General features: G+C 52.5%; 31 protein-coding genes and 1 pseudogene. 12 read left to right on the plus strand and 20 right to left on the minus strand.

Going from position 1 to position 26,112, the window contains the following annotated elements; all coding sequences use genetic code 11:
• Positions 1–62: 62 nt before the first annotated feature.
• From fliN to fliF, 9 genes are all read right to left on the minus strand, one after another.
• Positions 63–470 carry a flagellar motor switch protein FliN gene (fliN, locus tag KUE00_RS06895; protein WP_246758943.1) on the minus strand — a complete coding sequence of 136 codons (408 nt, stop codon included), beginning with the start codon at positions 468–470 and terminating at the stop codon, positions 63–65.
• A complete protein-coding gene (gene fliM, locus KUE00_RS06900; RefSeq protein WP_246758944.1) occupies positions 463–1,470 on the minus strand; it encodes a flagellar motor switch protein FliM in 1,008 nt (335 codons plus the stop codon). The genes fliN and fliM overlap by 8 nt, the downstream gene beginning before the upstream one ends.
• A 6-nt stretch (positions 1,471–1,476) precedes the next feature.
• Positions 1,477–1,956, minus strand: a complete 480-nt coding sequence (gene fliL, locus KUE00_RS06905) for a flagellar basal body-associated protein FliL (protein WP_246758945.1) — start codon at positions 1,954–1,956, stop codon at positions 1,477–1,479.
• Positions 1,957–2,099: 143 nt separating this feature from the next.
• Positions 2,100–3,449, minus strand: coding sequence for a flagellar hook-length control protein FliK (locus tag KUE00_RS06910; protein WP_246758946.1), 1,350 nt, complete (start codon positions 3,447–3,449; stop codon positions 2,100–2,102).
• Positions 3,446–3,892, minus strand: a complete 447-nt coding sequence (fliJ, locus tag KUE00_RS06915; RefSeq protein WP_246758947.1) for a flagellar export protein FliJ — start codon at positions 3,890–3,892, stop codon at positions 3,446–3,448. The genes KUE00_RS06910 and fliJ overlap by 4 nt, the downstream gene beginning before the upstream one ends.
• A 9-nt stretch (positions 3,893–3,901) precedes the next feature.
• A complete protein-coding gene (gene fliI, locus KUE00_RS06920; protein WP_281434521.1) occupies positions 3,902–5,260 on the minus strand; it encodes a flagellar protein export ATPase FliI in 1,359 nt (452 codons plus the stop codon).
• Complete coding sequence (gene fliH / locus KUE00_RS06925; RefSeq protein ID WP_246758949.1) at positions 5,260–5,964, minus strand: flagellar assembly protein FliH; 705 nt, start codon at positions 5,962–5,964, stop codon at positions 5,260–5,262. Before fliH ends, fliI begins: the two co-directional genes overlap by 1 nt.
• On the minus strand, positions 5,957–6,949 hold the full coding sequence (gene fliG / locus KUE00_RS06930) for a flagellar motor switch protein FliG (protein ID WP_246758951.1): 993 nt from the start codon (positions 6,947–6,949) through the stop codon (positions 5,957–5,959). The genes fliH and fliG overlap by 8 nt, the downstream gene beginning before the upstream one ends.
• Positions 6,946–8,664: a flagellar basal-body MS-ring/collar protein FliF gene (fliF, locus tag KUE00_RS06935; RefSeq protein ID WP_246758953.1), complete on the minus strand. Its 1,719-nt coding sequence runs from the start codon at positions 8,662–8,664 to the stop codon at positions 6,946–6,948. Before fliF ends, fliG begins: the two co-directional genes overlap by 4 nt.
• 244 nt (positions 8,665–8,908) lie before the next feature.
• Here fliF and fliE point away from each other — a divergent pair, with 244 nt between their 5' ends.
• A complete protein-coding gene (gene fliE, locus KUE00_RS06940; RefSeq protein WP_246758955.1) occupies positions 8,909–9,220 on the plus strand; it encodes a flagellar hook-basal body complex protein FliE in 312 nt (103 codons plus the stop codon).
• 430 nt (positions 9,221–9,650) lie between these two features.
• Here the strand turns inward: fliE and KUE00_RS06945 are convergent, their stop codons facing one another.
• From KUE00_RS06945 to KUE00_RS06955, 3 genes are all read right to left on the minus strand, one after another.
• The gene (locus KUE00_RS06945) at positions 9,651–9,791 is read right to left on the minus strand and encodes a hypothetical protein (RefSeq protein ID WP_246758957.1); all 141 of its coding nucleotides are present in this window, start codon (positions 9,789–9,791) and stop codon (positions 9,651–9,653) included.
• A 75-nt stretch (positions 9,792–9,866) separates the two neighbouring features.
• On the minus strand, positions 9,867–10,172 hold the full coding sequence (locus tag KUE00_RS06950; protein WP_246758958.1) for a DUF1493 family protein: 306 nt from the start codon (positions 10,170–10,172) through the stop codon (positions 9,867–9,869).
• A complete protein-coding gene (locus tag KUE00_RS06955; RefSeq protein WP_246758959.1) occupies positions 10,166–10,630 on the minus strand; it encodes an STM2901 family protein in 465 nt (154 codons plus the stop codon). Before KUE00_RS06955 ends, KUE00_RS06950 begins: the two co-directional genes overlap by 7 nt.
• A gap of 538 nt (positions 10,631–11,168) precedes the next feature.
• On the opposite strand from KUE00_RS06955, the gene KUE00_RS06960 reads away from it, so the two are divergent.
• The 4 genes from KUE00_RS06960 (at position 11,169) to ymcF (ending at position 12,990) form a co-directional block, all read left to right on the plus strand.
• A complete protein-coding gene (locus KUE00_RS06960; protein WP_246758961.1) occupies positions 11,169–11,852 on the plus strand; it encodes an SOS response-associated peptidase family protein in 684 nt (227 codons plus the stop codon).
• Between the two features lie 308 nt (positions 11,853–12,160).
• Complete coding sequence (locus KUE00_RS06965) at positions 12,161–12,388, plus strand: hypothetical protein (protein ID WP_246758963.1); 228 nt, start codon at positions 12,161–12,163, stop codon at positions 12,386–12,388.
• Positions 12,389–12,403: 15 nt separating this feature from the next.
• Positions 12,404–12,697, plus strand: a complete 294-nt coding sequence (locus KUE00_RS06970) for a hypothetical protein (protein ID WP_246758965.1) — start codon at positions 12,404–12,406, stop codon at positions 12,695–12,697.
• Between the two features lie 143 nt (positions 12,698–12,840).
• Positions 12,841–12,990 (plus strand): cold shock small protein YmcF, encoded by a 150-nt coding sequence (ymcF, locus tag KUE00_RS06975; RefSeq protein WP_246759296.1) that lies wholly within the window; start codon positions 12,841–12,843, stop codon positions 12,988–12,990.
• Between the two features lie 241 nt (positions 12,991–13,231).
• Here the strand turns inward: ymcF and KUE00_RS06980 are convergent, their stop codons facing one another.
• Positions 13,232–13,831: a helix-turn-helix domain-containing protein gene (locus tag KUE00_RS06980; RefSeq protein ID WP_246758966.1), complete on the minus strand. Its 600-nt coding sequence runs from the start codon at positions 13,829–13,831 to the stop codon at positions 13,232–13,234.
• A gap of 321 nt (positions 13,832–14,152) precedes the next feature.
• On the opposite strand from KUE00_RS06980, the gene KUE00_RS06985 reads away from it, so the two are divergent.
• The 3 genes and pseudogenes from KUE00_RS06985 to KUE00_RS22045 all read left to right on the plus strand — a co-directional run.
• Positions 14,153–14,539 (plus strand): antiterminator Q family protein, encoded by a 387-nt coding sequence (locus KUE00_RS06985; protein ID WP_246758967.1) that lies wholly within the window; start codon positions 14,153–14,155, stop codon positions 14,537–14,539.
• 168 nt (positions 14,540–14,707) lie between these two features.
• Positions 14,708–15,175, plus strand: a complete 468-nt coding sequence (locus tag KUE00_RS06990; protein WP_246758968.1) for a glycoside hydrolase family protein — start codon at positions 14,708–14,710, stop codon at positions 15,173–15,175.
• A gap of 26 nt (positions 15,176–15,201) precedes the next feature.
• Positions 15,202–15,411 (plus strand): annotated as a pseudogene (locus tag KUE00_RS22045) (DUF7940 domain-containing protein); the annotation flags it as partial.
• Positions 15,412–15,467: 56 nt separating this feature from the next.
• Here the strand turns inward: KUE00_RS22045 and KUE00_RS07000 are convergent.
• Complete coding sequence (locus KUE00_RS07000; protein ID WP_246759310.1) at positions 15,468–15,881, minus strand: hypothetical protein; 414 nt, start codon at positions 15,879–15,881, stop codon at positions 15,468–15,470.
• Positions 15,882–15,935: 54 nt separating this feature from the next.
• Between KUE00_RS07000 and KUE00_RS07005 the strand changes: the two genes are divergently transcribed.
• Both KUE00_RS07005 and KUE00_RS07010 read left to right on the plus strand, forming a co-directional pair.
• Complete coding sequence (locus tag KUE00_RS07005; RefSeq protein ID WP_246758969.1) at positions 15,936–16,235, plus strand: hypothetical protein; 300 nt, start codon at positions 15,936–15,938, stop codon at positions 16,233–16,235.
• A 221-nt stretch (positions 16,236–16,456) separates the two neighbouring features.
• Positions 16,457–18,205, plus strand: a complete 1,749-nt coding sequence (locus tag KUE00_RS07010) for an amylovoran biosynthesis protein AmsF (protein WP_246758971.1) — start codon at positions 16,457–16,459, stop codon at positions 18,203–18,205.
• Between the two features lie 73 nt (positions 18,206–18,278).
• On the opposite strand, the gene KUE00_RS07015 is transcribed toward KUE00_RS07010, so the two are convergent.
• Together KUE00_RS07015 and KUE00_RS07020 are read right to left on the minus strand one after the other, a co-directional pair.
• Positions 18,279–19,679, minus strand: coding sequence for a GGDEF domain-containing protein (locus KUE00_RS07015; protein WP_246758972.1), 1,401 nt, complete (start codon positions 19,677–19,679; stop codon positions 18,279–18,281).
• Between the two features lie 413 nt (positions 19,680–20,092).
• Positions 20,093–20,416: a DUF6388 family protein gene (locus KUE00_RS07020; protein ID WP_246758974.1), complete on the minus strand. Its 324-nt coding sequence runs from the start codon at positions 20,414–20,416 to the stop codon at positions 20,093–20,095.
• Between the two features lie 157 nt (positions 20,417–20,573).
• Between KUE00_RS07020 and yedD the strand changes: the two genes are divergently transcribed.
• The gene (gene yedD / locus KUE00_RS07025) at positions 20,574–21,053 is read left to right on the plus strand and encodes a lipoprotein YedD (protein WP_246758975.1); all 480 of its coding nucleotides are present in this window, start codon (positions 20,574–20,576) and stop codon (positions 21,051–21,053) included.
• A 35-nt stretch (positions 21,054–21,088) separates the two neighbouring features.
• Here the strand turns inward: yedD and amyA are convergent, their stop codons facing one another.
• The 4 genes from amyA to fliD all read right to left on the minus strand — a co-directional run bounded on the left by amyA (position 21,089) and on the right by fliD (position 24,923).
• Complete coding sequence (gene amyA / locus KUE00_RS07030) at positions 21,089–22,570, minus strand: alpha-amylase (RefSeq protein WP_246758977.1); 1,482 nt, start codon at positions 22,568–22,570, stop codon at positions 21,089–21,091.
• A 131-nt stretch (positions 22,571–22,701) separates the two neighbouring features.
• Entirely contained in the window at positions 22,702–23,061 is a 360-nt protein-coding gene (gene fliT / locus KUE00_RS07035) for a flagella biosynthesis regulatory protein FliT (protein WP_246758978.1), read from the minus strand.
• Positions 23,061–23,468, minus strand: a complete 408-nt coding sequence (gene fliS / locus KUE00_RS07040; RefSeq protein WP_246758979.1) for a flagellar export chaperone FliS — start codon at positions 23,466–23,468, stop codon at positions 23,061–23,063. Before fliS ends, fliT begins: the two co-directional genes overlap by 1 nt.
• Positions 23,469–23,480: 12 nt before the next feature.
• Positions 23,481–24,923, minus strand: a complete 1,443-nt coding sequence (fliD, locus tag KUE00_RS07045; protein ID WP_246758980.1) for a flagellar filament capping protein FliD — start codon at positions 24,921–24,923, stop codon at positions 23,481–23,483.
• A 371-nt stretch (positions 24,924–25,294) separates the two neighbouring features.
• Here fliD and KUE00_RS07050 point away from each other — a divergent pair, with 371 nt between their 5' ends.
• Positions 25,295–26,104, plus strand: coding sequence for a flagellin N-terminal helical domain-containing protein (locus KUE00_RS07050; protein WP_281434522.1), 810 nt, complete (start codon positions 25,295–25,297; stop codon positions 26,102–26,104).
• Positions 26,105–26,112 lie beyond the last annotated feature (8 nt).

Below are 26,112 nucleotides of genomic sequence, written 5' to 3' on the forward strand. Positions count from 1 at the left end.
CTGTTGCTGACCCGCATCGTTCTGCGGCTGTTCCGCCGACTGCTGTGCCTGGCTGCTACTCATTAGCGGCTCAGTCGACGCATACGCTCGGAAGGCGTAATAATGTCGGTGATGCGCACGCCATACTTATCCGCGACCACGACCACTTCGCCCTGGGCAATCAGATAACCGTTGATCAGGATATCCAGCGGCTCACCGGCCAGACCTTCCAGCGCCACCACTGAACCCTGCGTCAGGCGCAGCAGCTCCTTAATGGTCATCTTGGTACGGCCCAGTTCCACGGTCAGCTTGACCGGGATATCCATAATCAGATCGATATCCTGTAGCGAACCGGCGATATCGTTGCTTTCCAGAGATTTAAACACCCCTTCAGACGCGCTGCTGGTAGTGTTTGACTGCTCGTTCAGCGCGTCAGCCCAAAGGTCGTCCGCAGAGAGGTCGTCAGCGGACGGCTTGTTGGTATCACTCATGGGGCTGTTCCTCATTCATCGAGTTCAAAATCGGGTTAATCAAATGTTCCACTCGCAGCGCGTACTGCCCATTCATGGTGCCGTACTGGCTGGTCAGCACCGGCACGCCATCGACATGCGCGATAATGCGATCCGGTTTTTCTATCGGTAATACATCGCCGGGCTTCAGCGCCAGCAGGCGCGAAATCCGCATTGAGACGTCGGCAAAGTTGGCGATCAGCTCCAGTTCGGAGTGTTGCACCTGCTTAACCAGCGTCTCACGCCAGTTCTGATCTTCCTGACGCGAGTTCTCCAGCGGCGGATTCACCAGCGTTTCGCGCAGCGGTTCAATCATGCTGAACGGAATACAGATATTGAACTCGCCGACCAGGTTGCCTATCTCCACCTGAAACGGCGTGGTAATCACGATATCGTTAGGTGAAGTTGTAATATTAGTAAATTTTACCTGCATCTCGGAGCGAACATACTCCACATCCAGCGGATAAATCGGTTTCCACGCCTCGCTGTACCCCTCAAGCGCCAGCTTCAGCATCTTGCGGATCACGCGCTGTTCGGTAGCGGTAAACTCGCGGCCTTCCACCTTGGTAGGGAAACGACCGTCGCCGCCAAACAGGTTATCCACGGCGATAAACACCAGGCTTGGCGAGAACACCACCAGCGCGGTGCCGCGCAGCGGCTTCAGATGAATCAGGTTCAGGTTCGTCGGGACCGGCAGGTTGCGAGCAAATTCATGGTAAGGCTGAATTTTAATCGCACCAACCGTGATATCCGGGCTACGGCGCAGCAGGTTAAACAGCGCCATCCTGTAAGAACGCGCAAAGCGTTCGTTAATGATCTCCAGCGCCTGCAGACGTTCGCGCACCATGCGACGCTGGGTATTGGGATCGTAAGGACGAATATCACTGTCGCCCGCACTGCTGACGTTCTCTTCTGCCGCGCTGTCGCTGTCGCCGTTGAGCAGCGCGTCGATTTCCGCCTGTGAAAGAATGCTGTCGCCCATTTTGTCTTACCTCAGGATAAAGGCGGTGAACAGAACGTCAGTCACCTTTTGCGGAGGTTGTCCCGGCACCAGCGGCGGTGCAAGTACGGCTTTAATCTGTTTCACCAGCTCCTGCTTGCCTTGCTCGTTGCCAAGCGCGGCGGCGTTCTGGTTAGAGAGCAGCATCAGCAGACGGCTGCGCACTTCCGGCAGATAGTCGTTGATGCGCTGGCTGGTTTCCTGGTCTGGCAAACGCAGCGTGAATCCAACATACAAAACGCGGTCAGGATCGTTATCCGGATTAATCAGGTTAACGGTAAAAGTATCCAGCGCGAAAAAGACCGGCGCGGGCGGTGGCGTTGGCTTGGCAGCTTCCGCCTTATCGGCAGGTCCGTGCATTTTATGCCAGACCAGATAACCTCCGACGCCACAAGCGGCTACAACGATCAGCGCTATGAGGATAATCAAAAGTTTACGTTTGCCGCTTTTGGCTTTCTTCTCAGTCATACTGGCGATAATTCCTGTGAGTATTTTCGGAAGCAATCTAATCCGCTCCCTGACGACGTTATGGGCAGATTATCCCGCATCGGTTGCCAAACAATAGGGCGAAAAGACGCGGGTTTTGCCGTTAGCTTTTGCGTTTGTGGCCGTCAGGCGAAAATATCAACAGCGCCGTTACCGGCTGCACGCGACTGCAGCGAGGCAGGAACGGCAATTGGCGTCACATCGTCATTGTCAGTCGTCAGGCTAAAAGTATTGCCACGGCTGTTATTACGCTGCTGATCCTGCTGGCCGCTAAAGCTCTGGCCTTGCTGGAACGCGTCGCTGCTGACGTTGGTCTGGCCCAGGTTAATGCCGTTCTGCGCCAGCGCTTCTTTTAGCTGCGGCATGGCGGCTTCCAGCGCGGCACGAACCTGGCTGTGGTTCGATACCATGCTCAGCTGCGCCTGATCGCTGTCCAGCTTAAGGCTTATTTGTATACTGCCCAGATCTTGCGGATGCAGATGCAGCTCGGCGGTCTGCTGACCGTTACGGCTGAACATCACAATCTGCTGGCCCAGCGCCTGCTGCCATTCCGGACTGCCCAGCTGTGAACTTAGCTGTGGCGCGGCCGGAGCCGTGACCAGCGAGCTGGCTGCTGGCGTCACCGCGGCAGAAGCTGCACTAATAACATTAGTGGTTATCGTCGATTGTGTGGCAGAACTTGAGTTTTCTTTATCATTATCCTTGCTCACCTGACCTAAAACCTGCTGGAAAGCGCTGGTCAGCGTAGCCGTATTGGCATCGGTTTTTTGCGCGGTGGCGGCGGTTGAGGTCGTCAACACATTGCTGCTGCCGGACTGGCTATTTTTATCATTGCCTTTCACTGATTCATCAGCGCTGGCCGTGGTTGCCTTAGCGTTTGATAAGAGCGAAGCGAGTGTCGCGTTCGCATTGCTGCCCTTAATGCCGCCGTCGGCCAGCGTATCGCTGCCTTTAGCCGCTGTGGCGGTCGCTGCTGGCTGCGCCTGTGCCTGCGGCAGCATGGCAAACAGCGCCTGTAGCGCCTGCATATCGTTATTGCTTAGCGTGGTCGTTGCGGTAGCGGCGGTGCCTTCGCTGCTTTCGCTGGTATCGGTCAACTCGCTATCTTTACTTTGCGTACCGGCTTTGGTGGGCTGTAGCAACGCATTCAGCGTTTCAGGCTTGTCCAGCGCGGCCAGCAGTGCGTTAAGCTTCGCTTTTGGCGATGAGGTATCTTTGTCGTCCGTGCTGGCGGCAGTGGCGGCGGTCGTGCTGGCAGGCAGGGCAGCGGTTTGCCCCTGCTGCGCCAGCGTTAACAGCTTGTTGCCAAGCAGCGTCAGAAAACCCGCGCTACCGGTTTCAGCCGCTGTTCCCGTCGCAGCGATGCCGGAATCCGTACCGATATCGGTAGCATCCGTAGCGCTTGCGGTAGTCGTGGCAGCAGACGTCGCTTTGGTAGCGTTAGTGGCGTTGGTAACCAGTGGCAAAGTGATCATTCACCTTTCCTCAATGATGCCCGTTGGGCAAATTCATCCATCCGTTTCTGATCGAGACGGTTTTCTTGTAGTAATGCGGTCGCTGCCGCGCGGGCCTGCAGGGTTTCATAAGCATGAAGCCGCTGCTGCTTTTCGCGCCACAGACGCAATGCGTTCTCTACGCGGCCGTTCCAGTGCGCCAGCTGCTGGCGGTGCTGGTCGATCGCTTTTTCCAGCGTTTCGATAAACTGGTGATAGTTGTACCAGCGCGTACTGTTGATGCCTTCCGCCATGGTGTTGTTCAGTGTTTTGCGATACTCATCCTGATAATTCAGCAGCATGGTCAGCTGTTCATCGGCCTGTTTCTGGCCGCGACGAACGTCACCAAGCTGGATGGCGGCTTTTTCCAGATCTTTCTGCGCCAGGCCGCACAGGGTTTCGATAGGCGATGCGTGTTTTGCCATGATTCAGCCTTAACCGAAAATCGCCTGCAGATGCAGACACGCGTCGTCAAAAGTACTGCGCTCAAACATGCCCTGCTGCAGGAAAGTTTCCAGCTCGGGATAGAGTTTGATCGCCTTATCCAGCATGGGATCGCTACCGGCTGCATAGGCACCCACGCTGACCAGGTCACGGTTGCGTTGGTAGCTGGAAAGCAGCTGTTTGAACTGGCGTACCCGCGCGTAGTGCGTGTCGTCAATCAGATGCGACATCACGCGGCTGATTGAAGCTTCAATATCTATTGCCGGATAGTGGCCCGATTCCGCCAGGCGACGCGACAGCACGATATGGCCGTCGAGGATGGCGCGCGCGGAGTCCGCAATCGGGTCCTGCTGGTCGTCGCCTTCGGTCAGGACGGTATAAAATGCGGTAATCGAACCGCCGCCGTCGATACCGTTACCGGCACGCTCTACCAGCGCAGGCAGCTTGGCGAAAACGGAAGGCGGATAGCCTTTGGTCGCCGGTGGTTCGCCAATCGCCAGCGCGATTTCACGCTGCGCCATCGCATAACGGGTCAGCGAGTCCATAATCAGCAGCACGTGCTGGCCACGGTCGCGAAAATCTTCTGCGATACGGGTAGCGTAAGCGGCACCCTGCATACGCAGTAAAGGAGAGACATCCGCAGGCGCGGCGATAACGACTGAACGCGCACGGCCTTCGGTGCCCAGAATATTTTCGATAAAGTCTTTTACTTCGCGGCCACGTTCGCCAATCAGGCCAACCACAATCACGTCGGCTTTGGTGTAGCGGGCCATCATGCCCAACAACACGCTTTTACCCACGCCAGAACCGGCGAACAGGCCCATACGCTGGCCGCGACCGACCGTCAGCAGGGCATTAATTGCCCGCACGCCGGTGTCCAGCACGTCGGTAATTGGCGTACGCTGTAACGGGTTAAACGGTGGCGTGATCAGCGGCGCACGGTAGCCGGTTTCCGGTGCAGGCAACCCATCCAGCGGACGACCGCTGCCGTCCAGCACGCGGCCCAGCAGTTCCGGGCCAAGCATCAGCTGTTTACCGCTGTGCTCGCCGGTGGCGCGTGCATAAACGCGTGCGCCAGGCAAAATGCCTTCTACTTCTTCCAGCGGCATCAGGAACAGTTTCTGGCCGTTGAAGCCGACCACTTCGCTTTCCACTTCGTTAATGCCGTTGCCGTCCACTCGTTCAATCACGCAGGTTGCGCCCAGCGGCAGTTGCAGTCCGGTCGCTTCCAGCACCAGGCCGGTTGCGCGGGTCAGGCGGCCATAGCGGCGCACTTCCGGCAGGGTTGCCATGCGTTGTTCAAAAGAGTCAAGCGCGCCAAGCCAGCGCGATAAACGAGTGGTCGTCATTACAGTTCTCCCGGTGCAGCCAGGCGGCAAAGTTCGTGCCAGCGCGTTGCGATGCTGGCGTCAAGGTCGCCATCTTCGGCGCTGACTTTGCAGCCGCCGGGATGGATAGTGCTGTCTGCCAGCAGACGCCAGCCGTGCAGGCTAAGCGTTGCGCCCAGCGTCTGCTCAACGCGTTGCAGATCGTCAGGATGCACGCGCAGCGTCGGTTTGCCGCTAAACATCGGCTCCTGCTGGATCATGCCCTGAATCTGGCGGAGCAGGGCGGTGCCGTCAACGTGCGGCGCCTGGCCAATTACCTGGCGAGCGGCCTCCAGCGCCAGCTGCATCAGACGAGCGGCGATAACGCTGTCCAGCGCTTCCAGCGTATGGGAGAACTCGGATACCAGTTGCTGCATGCGCGCCTGAAGCGGAGCCTGCTGCTGCTGCGCTTCCGCCAGACCTTGTTGAAAACCAGCGTCAAAACCGGCGCGCTGTCCTTCGTTAAAACCCTGCTGGTGGCCTTCGGCGTAACCCTGTCCCTGTGCTTCGCTGCGTGCCTGGTTCTGCATCTGCTCCAGTTCAAACTGCTGCTGGCTGAACGGATCGTCAGACGGTTCTGTCTGAACGATTTCCGGCTCGTCGAAGGAGGCCATCAGCGGCTTGTTTGGCTGCCCAAGATCGTTGGGCTGCCAGAGCCGCCAGGGCAGCGAAGATTTATCAGACATATTGTTCCTCGCCGCCGCCGATTACCATCTCGCCACTTTCCGCCAGGCGACGAACGATAAGCAGGATTGCTTTCTGTTCTGTTTCCACCGCCGACATACGCATCGGGCCACGGTTTGCCAGGTCGTCGCGCAGGATATCTGCCGCACGCGCCGACATGTTGCGCAGGAACTTCTCGCGCAGCGGCTGTTCGGAGCCTTTCAGCGCCACCAGCAGCGATTCCGATTCCACTTCCTGGAGCAGACGCTGGATACTGCGGTCGTCGACTTCCACCAGGTTTTCGAACAGGAACATCTCGTCGATGATTTTCTGGGCCAGCTCGCCGTCGAACTCGCGAACCGCTTCGATAACTGCTTCTTCCTGCTGCGTTTTCATCAGGTTGATGATTTCCGCTGCGGTTCTTACGCCGCCCATCTTCGCACGCTTGAGGTTCTGACCATCCAGCAGGCCGTTCAGTACTTCGGTCAGCTCGGCCAGCGCCGCTGGCTGTACGCCGCCGAAGGTGGCGATACGCAGCATCACATCGTGACGCAGACGCTCGTCGAACTGCGCCAGAATATCGGCCGCCTGCGAACGCTTCAGGTGCACCAGGATGGTTGCGATGATCTGCGGATGTTCGTCGCGGATCAGGTCGGCAGCCGCCTGAGGCTCCATAAAGTTGAGCGTTTCCATACCCGTGGTGGTTTCGCGGGTTTCCAGAATGTCTTCCAGCAGGCTGGAGGCGCGCTCTTCGCCCAGCGCTTTAACCAGTACGGAGCGCAGGTAGTCGTTTGAGTTGACGTTCAGCGCTGCGAACTGCTCGGCGTCTGTCTCAAACTCGCGCAGCACTTCGGTCAGCTGCTTGTGTGATACCTGACGCATATTTGAAATCGCGGCGCTCAGGTGTTGTACTTCGCGGGTACCAAGGTGTTTAAACACCTCGGCCGCGCGGTCTTCGCCAATCGTCATCATCAGAATGGCGCTTTTTTCGGTACCGGTGAGACTCATAGTTCGTCCTTCATCCACTGGCGAATGACCAGAGCCACCACGCGTGGGTCGTTTTCCGACATCTCACGAATACGCTGGCTCATTACCTCAGCACTCATGCGGTGCTGAGACTTACGTTCCTGGTCAAGCTCGTCTTTTGACAGCTTAACGGAGACGGCTTCGTTGTCGTCGCTGCCTGCTCTTGCCTGGCTAGCGGCTTCCACCATCGCTTTTTCCTGTGCCGCTTTACGTGCAAGCTGTGGACGAACCAGCTTGCGGTAAAGGATCCAGGCCACAATCAGTACCAGCAACCAGCGTCCTGCTTCCATCATCTGGTCGATGAAGGACTGCTGCTGCCAGAATGGCAGGTCGCCACCGGTTTCGGCCGTTTCGTTGAATGGTGAGTTAACAACATTCAGCGTATCGCCGCGCTGCTCTGAATAGCCCATCGCTTCACGCGTCAGGTTATCAATCTGCTTCAGCTGTGCATCGGTCAGCGCTATCGGCTTACCGGCCGCGTCGGTTTTGTAGTTCACCACAACCGCTACTGACAGACGCTGTACTTCACCTACATTCATCTTGGTATGCAGGATGGTGCGATCTACTTCATAGTTCGTGGTGTCATCATTACGGCTGCTTGATGGCCCCGTTTTCGCCGTGCTCGTGTTCTGGTTAGCGTTAGCGTTGTTAGCCGCTGCGCCGTTAGCACCGTTAGCACCGTTGGCATTATTGTTTGCTGCTGGCGTCGTTACCGGCGCGCTATTGGCTGGAGCTGGCTGGTTAGAGAGTGCACCAGGCACGCCGCCGTTCTGTCCGCCATTTTGTTCACTGTTGCTGCTCTGACGTGAACGAATCGCCTGTTTAGTCGGGTCGCTGTTCGGCTGATACTTCTCGTCAGTCTGCTCACGAGCGTTGAAATCAATCTGCGCCGTAACCTGAGCATGTACGTTACCGTTACCCACAATCGGGTTCAGAATCGCTTCGATACGCTGCTGGAAGCGAGCTTCAACATCGCTGGCATATTTCAGCTGGGCATCGTTAAGGTCGCGGTCTGCGTTATCGGACTGGGTCAACAGATGACCGGCCTGATCGATAACGGTGACGTTGCCCGGTGGTAAACCAGCAACGCTGCTGGAAACCATATGCACGATGGCGCTAATTTGTCCCTGATCCAGCGCGCGGCCAGGCTGCAGGGTTAAGGTTACCGACGCCGTTGGCGCTTTCTGTTCACGTACGAACAGCGACGGTTTTGGCATGGCGAGATGAACGCGAACGTTTTTCACCGGGCCTAATGTTTCAATAGTGCGTGACAGCTCGCCTTCCAGCGCGCGCTGGTAGTTAACCTGCTCGCTGAACTGGCTGATGCCGAACTTTTCCTGATCCAGCAGCTCAAAACCGACCGCGCCGCCTTTCGGCAGGCCCTGCTGGGCAAGACGCAGGCGCAGCTCGTGCACTTTCTCTGCGGGTACCATCAGCGCGCCGCCTTTATCATCAAACTGATAAGGCACGTTCATCTGGGTTAGCTGAGTGATGATGGCGCCGCCATCTTCATCGCTAAGGTTGTTGTAGAGCACGCGATATTCAGGCTGTTTAGCCCACAGCACCATAGCGATAATAATGGCAACGGCAGCCGCCGCAGCGATGATAATCGGGATGCGAGGATTTGCCTTTAAACGAGCGAAAAGATCGTTCAGACCTTTCTTCTCTGGTTGATCCTGCGTGACAGTTGCATTCATGACTCTTTCCCGCCTGACAGTTGACCGGACTGTTTCGTGTAGTGTCGTAACAAATCTGACTCCCTGATGTGCTGGCTAAACAAATTAATCCACCTCTTATGGGGAGCTATTATTTTCTGAATTGAAAAATTCGATGGCTGGATAAGCTGCGACTTTTGCGCTTATTTACGGGCTTTGTCTTATTGACATTGTGGTAAGTTTTTATACAACAAAACGAACTACCCTTTACACACAGAGGCAAACCATGGCAATTCAAGGCATTGAGAGCGTAATGCAGCAGCTGCAGACCGCAGCAGTACAGGCAACCGGCCAGCGTACTGATGCAACCAGTCACGCAGATTTCGCAGATGCAATGAAAGAAGCACTAAATAAAATCAGCGATACGCAAAATGCGTCCCGCACCGAAGCGCAGGATTTCGAACTGGGCAAACCGGGCGTCAACCTGAACGACGTGATGGTCGATATGCAGAAAGCATCCGTCTCTATGCAGATGGGTATTCAGGTACGTAATAAGCTGGTGAACGCTTATTCTGAAGTGATGAATATGCAGGTTTAGTGATATAGCTTTTTGATATAAAAAGACTATATTATATAGCGGCTTTGTTGTAGGGCATATGTAGGGCAAAGCCTTCAAATCTGCTGTTCAGCAGGTTGATTTGCTCGACGTCATTTTCCTGTATCCAGGTACCGTAAACCTGGTAAACCATCCGTGCGTCTGTGTGTCCCATTTGGCTGGCGACGAAGTTTGGGTTCGCGCCAGCCGAAAGTGACCAGCATGCATAGGTGTGTCGGGATTGACAGGCCTTACGATTCCTGACGACTGCTCTCTTAAAAGCAGCCGTCCATGTTTGCCGCAGAGACGCTACAGCATAATGAACGCCAGGCATGCCGCTTGAAGCGTTTATTGTCGGATTGAAAACGAAAGTGCATTCGTGCGTCTCGCTGCCTTTGTATTCTCGCGTCTCAACCTTAATCTTATCTTCCTTTCATTTACCGTCGGCCCATTTGGTGATCTGGTTATCAATTTTTCCGTCAAGGTAATGAGTAATCCGGGCAGAGCCTGTCTCAAGTAACAATGCAATACAAACTGCAAAAACTAAAACCAATGACACTTTGTTGATACTCATAACCTTTCCCTGTAAGAATTAACCAATTGTTTTCCCCCACCACTGCGTCTTAGTCATCTTACCTGGGATGACCCGCTAAGGGTGAGCGTCAAGCCATCTTCCAGCTTCTGCTGAACGAATAAGCAGATCTATTGTTATCGGTGAATGTGGCGCGCTCAAGTCTTCAGGGAAATAGCTTAAGAAGTTGATATCTTTGGGATTAATGTCAAACTCTTCTGCATAGTTAACAAGCAAGTCATAAGCATCCTCAGGCAGCATCTTAAAATCATTATTGAGGTCTGTTTCTCTTTTTAATACAGGACGCTTCCCCCTGAAAAGACCAGGCCCGTTATACGTTTCAACTAAATCAAAAACGGCTTTTTCAATATCACCTGTCACCATACCTTGTCTCCCTTTTTGACTATTCTGTTGTATTTATTCATTGTTTTCCAAATGATCAAATTAACATCAGATGCGACGATTACCCAGCCAACAACAGGAACCAGTCTACCAATCGCCGCTGCCAGATTGTTAGTCGTGCGGATCCTGACTTTAAAGGGATTAGGGCCACCGACCAGAGTGGGGATCGAACGGGGAAGAGTAAAATTTTTGATATATTTTCTGGCCCATAAGGAGGCCTGAGAAGTCCCAAAAGTTGCTCCGCCAAGTTTACCGGGAACATAAATGTTGTTGTCTCCAGCAAGCAATAATGCAGCAGCAGCTAGATTTATAGGAGAAGAAGCCGATCCGACAAAATGCTCAGCTGTTGTATCAACCGCAATCCAAAAAAAAAGTTCACCGGGAGAGAGGTTAGTGAATCCTCCGTAAAAATAGCCGTTGATTTGCTCCGTAGTGTCCATTCATTCTCCTTATGCTTAGGCCACTTTCATCATCGTTTCTATCGCCACATCGATGAACCGTCAGATATGGCTACTTTTCACCCAAAAGTCTCTTCCAGCCCCGAGCTTTACTCAATGATAACCTTGGCTAATTGAATATAAAACTGTCTATCGGGTGTGGTGAATATGCAGAATATAATGTTTTAATGTTTTGAATATTATGAGGTAAATCACATCGCCTCATTGTCGTAGCACGCATGTAGCACAAACTCGTTTAGTTTGGTGTTCATAAGCGTTAGCTGCCGGGTGTTGTTTTCCTCTACTGCTTTTTTAAGCTGCACCCCATCTCTGGCCGATAGCACAGTGAGAGCCACAACGCCTGTTTGTGGCATTCACCTTTGGGTTAAATACGAAGATTTTCTCATCGGTAAACTCCTTCCCTGACTCTCTCACGCAACATCCTGCTCCGAATCAGGTAAGCATAGATCGTAGCCGCTCGTATCGGACTTTCCGTCTGCCAGCGTAAACCGCTCTGCTACGCTTGTTAGCGGAGGTGCATATGTGTGGACGATTTACTCAATACAGATCGCGCGAAGAATATTTAGACATATTCGCCGGACAGGTGGAGCGTGACATAGCCTGGGATGATACGCCTGTTGGACGCTATAACGTGGCGCCCGGTACTAAGGTGTTGCTGCTTAACATGCGTGATGAATCTCTTTGTCTCGATCCGGTTTACTGGGGCTATGGTCCGGAATGGTGGGATAAGCAGCCGCTTATTAACGCCAGGGTCGAAACCGCCGCCACGGGAAGGATGTTTAAGCCGCTCTGGCATCACGGCAGGGCAATTGTAATGGCGGATGGCTGGTATGAATGGAAGCGTGACGGCAGCCGGAAGCAGCCCTATTTTATTTATCACGAATCGGGTAAGCCGCTCTTTTTCGCCGCCATTGGTAAAGCGCCCTATGATAAGCCGCACGACAGAGAAGGTTTTGTCATCGTTACCGCTGCCAGCAATGAAGGGTTAGTTGATATTCACGATCGCCGTCCGCTTGTGCTGGAGCCATCCGCCGTACTGGATTGGCTTAATCCTGATACCGCTTTAAAACAGATTGATGCAATTGTGCAGGACAAATCTGTTCCGGCAGGCGAGTTTGCCTGGCATGCGGTTACAAAATCGGTGGGGAGCGTAAAAAATCAGGGGAGCGAGCTGGTGGATGAGATAGAAAATCCCGTGCTTTAACACTCCGTAGCCGGTTCAGACGAAAAAAAGCCCGCAGCTAAGCAGGCTTCTTCTCACTCGCCGGGTAGTAGGAGTACCTGGCTTGTTCATAAATTCGGTGTCAGCAGTAAAAAAGCCTGCGTTACACAGGCATGAAACTGTTACAAGGGGAAATCCATTTTTCAGCTCGCGCTGAACTCGCCACCATACAGTGATTCACCGGGATTGATACAACGGATTAACTTTTACGCAGCAATAAGCACGTTGTGTATGTTTTAGAGAGCAAAAGTGTGTCTGGAGCCTGATGTTTGTAACCATCAGCAGAGAAGTTGAGCAGTTCCGTTCCATTTTTTACTGCCCAGGCTTGCAGGTCCGGTGTTTTTAACCGGGAAGGAACAAGCTGCATCAGCAATAAGCCTGGAAGAAAAAAAAGCGTTATGCCAAAAATGAATTTATTTATAAAAATGCCAGAATATTTTCTGGCATTAATTTTTTTTTATCACATCCTTGATGCTATAGCCGTCATCACTGACTATTCGCCTCAGGCGAATCCATGAAAAAAAGGCAATAATATGCAAAAAAGCGTTTTTATAATCTGTACCTTGCTCGTTCTGTGCGGCTGTACAGCATCATCAGGAAAAAATTTTGATGAGGCAAAGCTGGCGCAGATCCACTATGGCACCACCAGACAGGAACTGATTTCGCTTTTTGGGCAGCCAGCGACAGAAACGCCTTATCCGGAAGGGCGGCTGATTATGATGTGGTCCTGGAGCCAGGCCAATGCTATGAGCACGACTGAAGGTAAGACGTTGACTGTACAGCTTAATAAAAATAAAGTTTACGGCTACGCCATGAGTAAAACGTAATCTGGTGTTTGCCGCTTCGCCTTTATTTTACCAGCGCATTTTATTTATTCTCTGTTTTAGGGCAGAAAATGAGAACTCCGTTCGACAATAGCCAGCAGGAGTGTTAAGGTCAGTACTCAATTCAAAAAAAGTAAGGTTATTTTATTCCTGATATTAAATTCAGATGTCCGACATGCCACGGATGTCAGTACCGTTTTTCGCTTCACAGTATCACGCCTAAAAACCCCCACGGTGCTAAATGCATCTTCTGTAAAACCACTATGACGGTCAGCTACAAAGCCTTCGTAAGTTAAGCTCCTGCCTTTTTAATTATCAACAAATCTACGGACTGCCCCGGCATTGCCCGCTGACTGGTCCTGATATTTGCCGTTTCGCTTGTCTGGTGACTACCCCGATATTTGTACTGTCGCGCGCTGCGACGGTATGGCTATTGTGGAGAAACACCGTAAGAGGGCGAAAGGGGCTCAAGCTGTATGCCGAATCACGGCCACTTTTAATAACGCAGGCTATCGATAAGATAGCCTGTGCTATAGGTTATCGCCGTAAATCGCGTATTAAAAAGATGGCGACGCCAGTCAGTTCTGCTTCTGATGACAGCTCGACGGCAGGCAGGCGAGGATCGTCAACGGTTAAATAGCCGTTAGAAGGCCCTTCCAGATAGTGGTAAACCGAGATGCGCGTATTCACTTTTGCGAGCACTAAATCGCCGGATTGCGGCGCGGCTTCGGTATCTATAATCACGATGCTGCCGCTGGTTGCCTCCGCGCAGCCGCTGTTTCGATCGAGAATATAAGCACGCCAGCTTTTTTTAGCCTTTACGCCGTTTGGCGTTGAAACCACCTCTCGCGTTTTGCCGTTAACGTCCCAAACCGGTATTGTTGATGCGCTGGTCGCTTTTTCTATTTCACCTAATACGGCCTCGCCACGCATTTCGCCTTCGCCACTGGCCAGCCATTGCACGTTCACGTCCAGCGCCCTGGCGATATCAACCAGCTTGCGCGATCCTTCCGCCTTGCCCTTCGTCAGACGCCAGATAGTAGGTTGTGAGACGCCCGACGCTTCTGCCAAAGCACCCTGAGTGATTCCTATCATGGACATAGCCATGTTCAGCCGATCGGCCAGTGTATTTTTCATAGAGCAAAATTTATAGCGAAACGTATTTTTCGTCAAACACGCTTTGCTATTGCATCTTTAATAACCTATGCTATTAATTAAGGTGAGCTGATACTTAAACGGATAAAAAGCACGAGCGGGCTGGCGCCCTACTCTCCAGTCATGTGGCTCCAGGACGACGAAAAGGTTGAGTGATTTAAACCAGAAAAAACAAGCGAAGCGCCGCAGTAACAGGAAAATTTTCATCTGAAATCAGCGCCGTTTCGTTATGGGGTAGCGTTAAGGGAAGTGGCTGAAAACATTATTTTTACTTCTGTTTTATTCAATCGGTGAGGGGGCAAAATGCGAGACATGAAAAGCTTACTGGAAAAGTGGGGTGGCTGGGCGGCTACTGAACGCAGCGGTGTAAATTATGCTCACGTGGCTGCTGGCTTTCGTGGTCTGGTTACCGCAGTCCCTGCGGGCAGGCCTGTTTGTAGTGATAATGACGGTATGATCCTCGACAACTGTATTAGCAGGCTGAAAGTCAATCATCCCGATCAGTATGCATTGCTGGTAGCGCATTATCACTACCGTATCTCTTTACGCTCGATTGCCCGTCGCCGTCGCTGCGCTGACGGAACAATCCGTAAACAGTTACAGGCCGCAGAAGGTTTTGTGGAAGGTGTGTTAAGCGCGCTGGAAATAGAGCTGGAAGATGAAAATGATTTTTTCCTCTGCGCCGGCTGACATTTGCTGAAAACCATCCAGCCTTAAAAAACATATTGATGGTTAAAAAATTATACTTTTTATATGGCTTATATGCAGCCGTATTTATTCATCACCTGCGATAAAAATTTCACCAGGGAATATTTTATCGATACCGCACTGGCGGCTTTAAAAATGAAGAGGTGAAAAATGAGTAAGATAATTCAGATTCTGGCTTTTGAAGAAGGCTATAAGGAAAAACCCTATATCGACACGGAAGGTTATCCAACGGTTGGCTGTGGTATTTTGCTTGGGCCAAAAAATGCCCCGCTGCAAAATTATAATTTTACCGTCCCTCGTGAAGTTGGCGATGTGTGGATGGGGAAACTGGTGGATGCAAAAATAAAGGAGATGAATAACAGGCCGGTATTAGTGGCCGCATTAAAGCAGTGTAACGATGCGCGTGCAGATGTGCTTTACAGCATGGCTTATCAATTGGGTATTGACGGCCTGTGCGCATTCAAAAATACGTTGGTGATGATTTCCAACAACAATTTTACGGGCGCAGCGGAAGGTATGCTGAGCAGCGTATGGGCAAAACAGACGCCGGAACGGGCAAAGCGTCATGCGGATGCCATGCGTAGCGGCACTTATGATGCGTGGAAGGGGGCTATATGAGATTTCTTCTGTTTGTATTACTGGTCATGCTGGTGGCGCTTATTGTCTGGTGGATAAGTAAAAAAGGTAAAATTCAGCTGGTGGCTCACTCTAAGCTGCTGTTTAAAACCTGGTCCGTCTGGCTGGCCTCGGCGGGGTCGGCCATGGGCGCGTGGGTGCAATCTTTTCCGGATTCCGCCTCCAGCGCGCTAAGCGGATTGCCTGACGATGTGAAGACCGTTATGCCGCAGCATTTCTTAGGCATGCTGGCCTCGTTTATGGTTGCTATGGCGGTTATAGCCCAGTTTGTGCGTCAGAAAAAACTGGCAGCGGCTAATGCAGTGATATCAGCTGTTACGGCCCCTTCAGGCGCTTCACCTTCATCAGTCAGCTCAGCGGTGCCTGTGAAGCCCGTCGCATCCACTACGCCTGACGCTACAGCGAAAGCTGGCGCTTCGGATACATCGGCTAAATCAGACGTTTCACCTTCATCAGTCAGCTCAGCGGTGCCTGTGAAGCCCGTCGCATCCACTACGCCTGACGCTACGGCGAAAGCTGGCGCTTCGGATACATCGGCTAAATCAGACGCTTCACCTTCATCAGCCAGCTCAGCGGTGCCTGTGAAGCCTGTCGCATCCACTACGCCTGACGCTACGGCGAAAGCTGAGGCTTCTGCTGCGTCAGGGACTTCAGCTTCGGCGCCCGTTAAGGCAGATACGCCGGCCACCTCAGGCTCATCAACCCCGGCCGATGCTACAGGCCCGGCATCAGGAGATAAAAAATGACCACCTTTCTCTCTTTATTCAGCGGAAGCTGGCACGCGCTCGCCGGTGTTGGCGTAGTCATTGCGGCAATAGTTGCCAGCTGGTTCGGCGGTAAAAAAAGCGGCAAGGTGCAGGAAAAGGCTAAAGCCGATGTGCAGGCCGCCAAAGTTGAAACGGCCAAAATCTCCGCCGTAGCGGCAACTCAGGCAAAAAATAGCGAGGAGAGTAAAAATGTTCAGGTCGCCAATAATGCTCTTAATGATGACGATGCTCGTAATAAGCTGCGCGAATCGCAATACAACGACAAACAGTCCTGATGTAGCCATTGATTCGTCCTGCACGCTATTTTCACCGATACACACCTATGGGCAGGACTGGAAATTAATGGACGTCAGAACCGTAAAAGCAATTAACGTGCATAACGAAATATGGACCAAACATTGCGCAAAAGAAACCGGGAAATAGTTTTTAATCACCAGGGGAGCTGCGCAGGAGATTTTTTATTTAAAAGAAACTGCACGTTATTGTGGAGGTAAATATGATTGAAGTTAATTCTTTTGCAGAGTTGAGATCTATAAAGCCGGCTAAAAATGGCGAGCTGGCTTTATTGCGCCGCTATTATAATGGCGACAACTATTATCGGGGCGGCGGTAACTTCGTGGGTTTTGTGACGGCTTCACCGCCAGCGGATGACGGTGGCACCCTGGCAACCGGCAATGGTTTTTACTGGCGCAGGGTAATTAACGATCCGGATGAAGTTAATCTTTATCACTTTGGCGCAAGAGGCAACGGTACCACTAACGATACCGCGTCGGTAAAAAGCATGATCGACTGGGCGCTGCGCTATGACGTTACTATGCGAGATATCGCCGTGCGCTTTCCAGCCGGTAAGTTTTTGGTTAGCCCGATTGATTTATCGGCAACGGAAATTCCCTTTTTCTATTTATACGGCGACCACAACCCGCACGGCGGCATACCGCGCACCATTATTATCTCAGATAAGTCGGCCGCGCCCGTATTCAAAGTTAAAGCACGCCGTACCACTATCCAGGGTATCGCATGGCATGGTCAGGCGTCAGCGGACGTCGATAACCATAAAGAAGCGATCGCGGCGTCCATGTGTTCCAACGCGCAGCCGTTCTTTGAAAATACCATCGTTGCGGGTGAATCGGTGTTGATAAGCGCATTTCGCGCCAGCAACTGCAGCGGAACGGTGATCAAACTGCTTGATACGCTGGACTCGAAATTTAATCAAATTTATACCGCCAACACCTATGGCAGAATTTTTGATGTTGGCCACTCAAACGCGGCTTTTGGGGCCTGGGATCACTCAACGGCGGTCGAGCTTACCAACGCCCATTTTCACTACGGCTACGGCGATGCCAGCCTGTCTATGCCGCGCGTTACTCAGGGGATGATCCATAACGTCTGGATTGAGCACAGCCGTTTTCCTGGCAATCTGCGCGATGGCGAATGGATTGTGGACGCGCTGAGCGTGGAAGATTGTCCCAACAAGCTGGATATGACCAACAGCCGCGTACAGCTTCGGCAGATCAATCTGCAGGGCGAAAGCAAACTGGATTTACGTTACGATAACGAAAGCCGCTGGTTGTCTTCATACGAATACAGCTGGCGGCGCGATGAGCACTACGGCATTTTGCTCAACGGTTCTGTTCGGGCTGGCTGGTATTCCGGTTACCGGGTATCAAATAACAGCAGCGCCGATAAATGGTTTAACCTGGGGAAAATCAATTTCCCCAAAGATAACCTGCAGTGGATATTTGAAATTGTCGGCAGGCAGAACACGCAAGCGCTGGAGAAACCGGCGGGCAATCCCACGACCTCAACCGGCTCATGCATGACATGGCTGAATATTTCCCGCTGCTGGAACGGCATCTATGGCGACATTCAGCATAAAGGATTGCCTTCGGTGCTGGACGTGAAGATCAATCGCATCGGCATGACCTATGCAGAAGTCTTTATCAAAGTGAAAGCCAACAGCGGCGACACCTCTTTTAACCTGCGGGCGACAGGGCCAAGCCGTTTTGAATCCGGTGAGTGCTGTTTCTTTCAGCCCAACATGAGCGAAGTTACCGATATTAATCTGCTGGGAACGACTATGGTCAACGCGCGGATGAGTTTGCATAACGGGCTGGCGGGCGTTGGGGCGAATGAAAAGGGCGTGTTGACGATAGCGACAACACCTGCAACAGCGCCCTCAACGCCAACTGCGGGCTATATTACGATCAACATTAACGGTACCGATCGTAAAATTGCTTATTATTGACCCGCCGATGCTGCGTCTTTGCCACGAGCGGCCAGCGCGAAACCAGATTCAGCCGCCAGCGATGGCGGCTTTTTTACAACACAAATTCCGGACAGACGCGGTTTCTGCCGCTGCTTTTGGCCACGTAAAGTTGCTTATCGGCGCTTTTTATTGATTCGTCCAGGCTGTGGGCATCGATAAGGCTCAGCGTGCTGATGCCAATACTGACCGTTACGCTTAAATCCTGGTCGTTTAAAATGATGGCGTGCTGCTCAATGCTCCGCCGCAGGCGATCGGCCAGCAGGAAAGCGCGATGTTGTGAAATGCCTTCAATCAGAATCAAGAACTCTTCGCCGCCCATGCGGCTGATAATGGCCGTTTGCTGTAGCGTCTGGCGAATACGCTCAACGGTTTGTGCCAGCACATAGTCGCCTGCCGCATGTCCCCAGGTATCGTTAATGCTTTTAAAATGATCGATATCCACGACAAAGGCCGCGCCGTAAAAAACGTGGTTCCTGCGGGCGGCCAGCGCATCCAGCCTGGCGGCCAGGCCGCTACGGGTTAGTGCGCCGGTCAGCAGGTCGTAATCTGCGCGTCGGGTAATGCGCGCCACCAGCTTTTTATTGGCGGTGGCGCTCAGGGAAACAATCAGCGGGCTGATGGTCATGGCCGCCACGCCAAGACGCGCGGCGGCAAGACTGTCAATCAGGAAGAAGTCGTCTCTGCCCTGAATAGTAAACACGTTGCTGGCAACCAGAATAATTTCGGTAATACCCGTCGCCATCGTCAACAGGCAGGTGATAAACAGCGGATAGCTTACGGCGCACCACATCAGCGCAGGCAGAGGAAAAATCAGGCTGCCGCCGCCGCCAACATAAATCCCTAAGGCAACCGAGGCCAGCAGCGACATCAAGGGCAGCGGCGAAGCGGCTTTCATCTCTTTTACCAGCTCGGGCAGCTCATCGCTGCGGGGCAGGGTAATCACCAGCGGCAGCAGCATGATGGACGTTGAGACCTGTTCACAAAACCACGAAATCCAGCCTTTTACCAGGTCATCATGGAAATAGTGCTTGCTGGCAACGGCGCCGATCACGCCGCAGACGGCTGCACCAATCACGGAGGCAGGAAAGACGCGATTTAGCGCCTGCAGGCGGCGTGGATGAGGCTGGGCGGGATAGCTGGTCAACAATACGCCCATGCCGGTAACGATAAAAGCCAGGTTGCCCGCATCCATTCCAGCCGAGGCGCCAACCGGCGTACCAAAAGCGATATCCGCCGTTACCAGGCCTGCATAAATTGAGGGGAACGTCAGCGCCGAACTAAGCTGAGGAAAACGAACCAGTAAACCCAACAGCAGGGCGTTACACGGCCAGAACAGCGAAAGTGCGGCGTTCGTGCGGCAATAAAGTCCCAGCAGCGCCATGCTCAGCGTGATAAAAAATAACAGGATAACCAGGTTGAATTTATATTTGCTTAGTGGCATTGAGTTGCTCAAACTTTATTCATGGCAATGTCGTGGCAAAAGGGGCGTTAATGCCGTGAGAAGCGGCACGCGCTGTTTTTTATGCTTATGGTTTTAAAAGATAAAGTGAAGTAGCGCCAGGCGTTGCACCTTAATAAAATCAAGAGAAATAATCCTGTACGATTGCGCGTCAAGAATATCCTTGTGGTTATTCAATTTCAATCTTTCGGCCAGTTATGACACGCAACCTGATTTTCAATTGCTTTATCCGGGAAGTGCTATATATACCGTAAAAAAATGTGCTTTACGCACTATAAATGACTACCTTTTTTCTGTTTGAGAGAATTCCCAAAGAAAGGCGGTCCTAAAAATCAGAAAAAATTTATCGGGATCCGGCGCGAAAAGGGCAGCGCATTCACGCCGGAGAGAGAACAAAAACCGATCGGCTACAGTTCGTTTTTAATGCAAAACTCTTCCCAGCTCATGCCCAGCGCGGCGGCATGCTCGCGCAGGTAGGCCTCAATAGCCTGCGCCGCTATTTCTTTATCCGGTTCGGCCAGCTGAATAGCAAACAGCATGCCGTCGAGCTTTTTTTCACGCGTGAACGCGGCGTAGGCACGATCGCTCTGCATGCGCTGTAGCTGTGGCAGCGTCATACCCAGGCTGGCCGCATCCTGCTCGCTTAAGGCGGCGATACCAGCTTTGATTTCCGGATGCGCCTCAAGAAAAAGCGCGGTAGCGGCGGCGTAGTATTCTTCAATAGTCTTCATAAAACGGGTCCGGCAAAAAATGAGGCGTCAGTTTACACGGCTGTCGCCTTTTCAGCATCAGCTCAGGGCAAAAGAGCAGGGCAAAGAGCGAGACAGCTTGAATTGTACGGGTAAAAGATTATAACGTAGCGCCTGGTTGACGAGTCAGGAATTAAAAATGAAAAAGTGGATTTTAACAGCCGCCGTTGCGCTGGCTGGCTGTGCGCAAATACCCAATTACCAGAGCGCGGTGAAAACGCCGCCGCCCGCAAACCTGGTCGGCAACTGGCAGACAATGGGGCCGCAAAAGGGACTGGTCAGTAAAGAGGCCGTCGCTAGCCTGATTATTACCGCGCAGGGCGATACGCTGGACTGCCGCCAGTGGCAGCGGGTTATCGCCAAACCGGGCAAAATTACGCTGTTGTCCGGTGACTGGGTCAATATTAATAATGAGGTGCGCGTCATGCCGCTGGAGCTGGAAGGCCAGGCGCTGCATTACGACAAGCTGGTGCTGCAAAAAGTGTCGCAGCCGACTGCTGAATGTCAGGATGCGTTAAAGCACGTCAACGACAAGGTTGTGGCGAAGAAGGCCGCTTCCCAGTCTTCCGGCAGCGGCAAGTCGCATCACAAGACCATGCTAAGAAACGGCAAAAGCTGATGGAAAGAACCACGCGCCCGCGCGCGTGGTTTTTTTTATGCTTCGATAACCCAAACGCTGACGCTACCCGCATTACAAAAGAAAGTCGCGTTGCCCTCTTCGTCAGAGGTGACTTTTTCTTCCCGATGGCCCAGATAGTCTCTCCAGGTTTTTCCGGCAAAATCACTCCCCAGCGGTAGCGTCTTCTCGCCCTGTTCGCCGTTGGACATAATCACCACGCAACCCGCGTGTTCATCCGTTCCGCTGCGGGCAAAAGCTACGCAGTTAGCATGGTCGAACCATTCGGTCTGAACGCCGTGAGCAAACTCCTGGCGCGCCTGTAACAAAGGCCCCAGCTCCGGAATAACAGGCATATCGATTTGATACTGTTCGCCGTCGCCGCCCTGGTCTTCATAGCTGGCGCCAAACAGGTCGGGATAAAACACGGCGGGCACACCCTGTTCACGTAGCAGGATTAGCGCGTAGGCCAGCGGTTTAAACCAGGGTTCCACCGGCGCTTCCAGCGACTGCAAAGGCTGTGTATCGTGGTTAGCCACAATAGTTACAGCATGCCAGTGATCGTGTTCAACCAGCGTGCCGCTGAAAATCTGGCTGAGATCGAAGTTAGCTCCTTCGCGCGACGCATTATGAAATTTCATTTGCAGCGGCGCGTCAAACAGCATGGTTTTACCTTCTACCTGATGGATATAGTTTTGCAGCTTCTCCACCTCATGCGACCAGTATTCCGCGATAATCAGCATCGGCTGCTCCGCGACTTCCTGAATATGATCGATCCACTGCTTATAAAACCAGGCGGGAATATGCTTTACCGCATCCAGGCGGAAGCCGGTACAGGCAATCTGCTGCATCATCCAGCGCGCCCAGAACTTTAGCTCCTCGGTAACGGCATTGTTGCGAAAATCGATATTCGCGCCCATCAGGTAGTCGAAATTGCCCAGCTCGTCGTCAACCTGTTCATTCCAGCCGTCGCCGGTGTAAGCGTTAACAATTTTAAACACGCCAAATTCATTGGGGTTTTCAATGCAGTCTACGCCGTTAAAACATCTATAATCCCAGATGAATTTTGAGTACTGACCGCCTCGACCCGGGAAGTTAAAGCGTGTCCAGGCTTCCGCCTCAATGACTTCGTCATCAATTTCTTCGCGGTTTTCCGGGTTAACGCGATTGACCTGAATTCTTTCTTTCTCATCGGCACCCATTTTGTGGTTAAACACGACGTCCATGATCACGCCGACATCGTGCGCTCTCAGCGCGTTAACCGCCGCTATCAGCTGTTCTTTATCGCCATATTTCGTGGCACGGCTGCCTTTCTGTTCAAATTCCCCCAGATCAAAAAGATCGTAAGTGGCGTAACCTACGCCTTTTCCCCCTTCGGAACTTTTATAGGCGGGCGGCAACCAGACATCGGTAATGCCTGCCTGCGCCAGCCACTCGGCACGCTCTGCCACTTCTGGCCACAGCTTACTTCCGTCAGGGTAATACCAGTGAAAGAACTGCAATAAGGTGGGATTGCGCATGCCATTGCTCCAATAATTATCAGTGGGAACCTGAAGTATGGAAGAGGCGGCGGGAAAAGCGCGGGCCAGCGCAGAAATATTTTACGCTGCGCTGACCGGAGAAGAGACGTAACGAAAAACGGCGTCCCGGCTTATGAATTTTGCGGGAAAAGAATAACGCCTGCCATACCGCCGTAAGCTTTGTTGACGGATTTCTGACGGCTCGTCTGGCTAATCAATACAGAAAGCTGCTCTTTACGCGCTTCCAGCAGGGTTTTGACTTCCGCTTCGTTATCGAGAATATGGCGCAGCACAGGCCTTAACTGGGCCTGAGTCTGGGCCGGGACGGGTGTTTGTCGCGTACACTCCGCCAGTTTTCCCACCGCACTGACATAATCAGCTTCCATTTCGATCAATTGGTCCCAGTCCCCGTCCGTTGCCAGACGCAACATTGACTGACTAAGGACGAGTAACTGTTGGTAAAGCGACATCAGATGCGGTGCAATATTCATTAAACGGCGTCCTGAAGAACAGTAGTGGCGGTAACCTCTTTCCAGGCATCGGCAATGTTGCGCAGCAGATCTTCTACTTCCTGAACGGCCGCGACATCATTCTGCAGATTACCCTGAAGAAGGCGTCTTATCATGTAGTCATAAAGCGCGAGCAGGTTGGCAGCCAGCTCGTCGCCGCTTTCATCGATCAGGCCAACTTTCAGGCCATTTTCAATAATGTTGATGGCTTTGGAGATCGCATTGCCTTTGTTTTCGATCTGGCCATCCTGCATAAACAACCGTGCCCGAACCAGGGCGCTAAGCGCCCCGTCGAACAGCAGCGTGGTCAGCTGTTGCTGGCTGGCACCCAGCACGCTGCTTTCCAGTCCTACCTTGCGGTAAAGCTGTGCTCCTGAATCTTTATACATATCGTCGCCCAATTAGCTGTCTGAAGAGGAGAACTGCGACGTCAGATAGCTCGCCGTGTTGGTCAGTGAGTTTACGAGCGTACTTAAGTTCGTAAACTGCGTTTTATACCTGGCCATCGTCGCGTCAATCGAATCGCTCATTTTATCGTAGCTGTCGCTCAGCGTTTTTAACGTCGTATTAATACCGTCTTCGGCGTTTTTGATAATGCCTTCTTTACCGACCGTGGTGCTTAACATGGCGGTCAGAGTACTGTCCAGCTGGGTTGCGAAGCCGGTTTTGCTACCGTCACCGATAAAGAACTGGCTAACGGCCTGTGGGTTATCGGTCAGCGCGGCGGTCAGCTTGGTATCGTCCACGGTCAGCGCGCCGGTTGAGCCATCGCTTTGCGTGGAAGGATCGATAGTGATACCCAGCTGCGCAAGAATCGAGTAAGAGCCACCCTGCACCGAAGTCAGAATCGAGTTCATACTGTTTTCAACCGAGCGAACCACGCTGTCGCCTAACAGCGCGCCGTTGCTGCTTGACTGAGAAGCACCTGCCGACACTGCGGTATATTTGGTTACCGAGGCGATAGTCGATTTCAGCGAGTTATAGGCCGTAACAAAAGCATTGACGGTTTTTTTCGTGTCATCAATAGAGCGCGATACGGTCAGCGTCTCGCCTGAGGAGTCCGTGCTGGCTGCTTTAAGATTCAGCGTCACGCCGGTCAGGGCATCGGTAATGTTGTTGCTGCTGCGCTCTATCGCGACGCCGTTAATGCTGAGCTTGGCGTTTTGCGAGGCGGTCTGCACCGACATGTTTTGCGTACTGGTCGAGCTGGCGTCGTAGCCGATAACGCCCTGCAAAGTATCGTCGCCGGTCACGCTAACGGTCATATCGCCATCGGTACCGGTGCTTTTTGAGCTGAGCATCAGACGATAGTCGCCGCTGCTCGCCTTAATAATACTGGCACTGACGTTACCGGCGCTTTTATTGATAGCGTCGGCAATGCCGGACAGCGTCGTCTGGCTGTCGGTCAGCGTAATGCTTAAAGGCGTAGACGTGCCGGGCTGCGTAATCGTCAGCGTACGGCTGTTGCCGCTGGTAGTTGCGCCCAGCTGTGTACTATTACTGCTGACAGAGCCGGAAATCAGCGTCTGCGCTTTAGCGACCTGAGTAACGTCAACGCTATAGTCTCCGGTCGAGGCGGTGGCATCCGTCGTGGCAGTAAAAGCGGTATTGGTACTGGTCACCGCCGTCGCGCTGAAAGCCGTAGATTTGGTTAGCGCAGCCGCAGCCGTTTCCAGCGCCGCCATGGAACTTTGCAGCTTGCTATAAGAGCTAAGCTTAGAGTTATAGGTCGTTTGCTGATCGGTAATGGTGGTCAGTTTGGTCTTCTCAGCGGTTTCCAGATTGGTATAGAGCGTATCCAAATCGAGACTGGTACCAGCGCCAAGCGAGCTTACACTTGCCATAGGGGATCCTTAAAGAATGAGATATGGTCAATACACATATCGGCCGCAGAGAAGAAAAGTTTACGCCGGGCGAAAATTTTCAATAGGCAGAATAAGAGGGGGATTCGCAGGTAATTAACCAGATCGTTTTTTCGGCACTTCTCTATGATAGCTTTCATTATATCCCGCTCTGCTAAACGGGGTGGTGAAGAAACAAACAGCTTGTTCAAGCTGGTCAGTGATTTTAGTGCAATAGTTTCAATGAGTTAGTCGTTTATCAACTTTTTTTCTAAAGTTCGGATTAAGCGAACCGATAACGTGAGTAACGGTGACAGACGCCGTGAGCGTGAAGGCTCAGCTTAATAAACTTACTGATTTTGAAGGAAACTATTATGTCCGTTATTAACACTAACATCATGTCACTGACTACTCAGAACAACCTGAACAAATCACAGGCTTCTCTGAGCACCGCAATCGAGCGTCTTTCTTCTGGCCTGCGTATCAACAGCGCAAAAGATGATGCCGCGGGTGAAGCTATTGCTAACCGCATGAACTCTCAGATCAAAGGTCTGACTCAGGCGGCACGTAACGCCAACGATGGTATCTCTCTGACCCAGACCGCTGAAGGTTCACTGGACGAGGTCAACACCAACTTACAGCGTATCCGTGAACTGACCGTGCAGGCGAAAAACGGCACCAACAGCGCCGACGACATCGACTCAATCCAGAAAGAAGTTGACGCACGCCTGTCTGAAATCAACCGTATCGGCGCGGCAAGCACCTTTAACGGCACGGCAATCTTCAACACCACTGGCAGCGTAAACATCCAGGTTGGTGCTAACGACTCTACCGATGCTAACGTGATCAGCATCGACATGTCCGGCGCTGGCTTCCAGACTTCTGGCCTGGGTGCTTCTTTCAGCGTGACCGGCGGCGACCTGTCAGACCTGGATGCGCGCATCAAGAACGTCGATACCGCACGTAGCGGCCTGGGTGCGATTCAGAACCGTTTCGAATCCACCATCAACAACCTGAACACTTCTGTGACCAACCTGACCGCGTCACAGTCACGTATCCAGGATGCTGATTACGCAACAGAAGTTTCAAACATGTCGAAGGCGCAGATCCTTCAGCAGGCTGGTACCTCCGTGCTGTCAAAAGCCAACCAGGTTCCACAGGGCGTTCTGTCCCTGCTGCAGTAATCTTGCAC

The sequence above is a fragment of the Erwinia phyllosphaerae genome, from assembly GCF_019132875.1.
GTDB lineage: Bacteria > Pseudomonadota > Gammaproteobacteria > Enterobacterales > Enterobacteriaceae > Erwinia > Erwinia phyllosphaerae.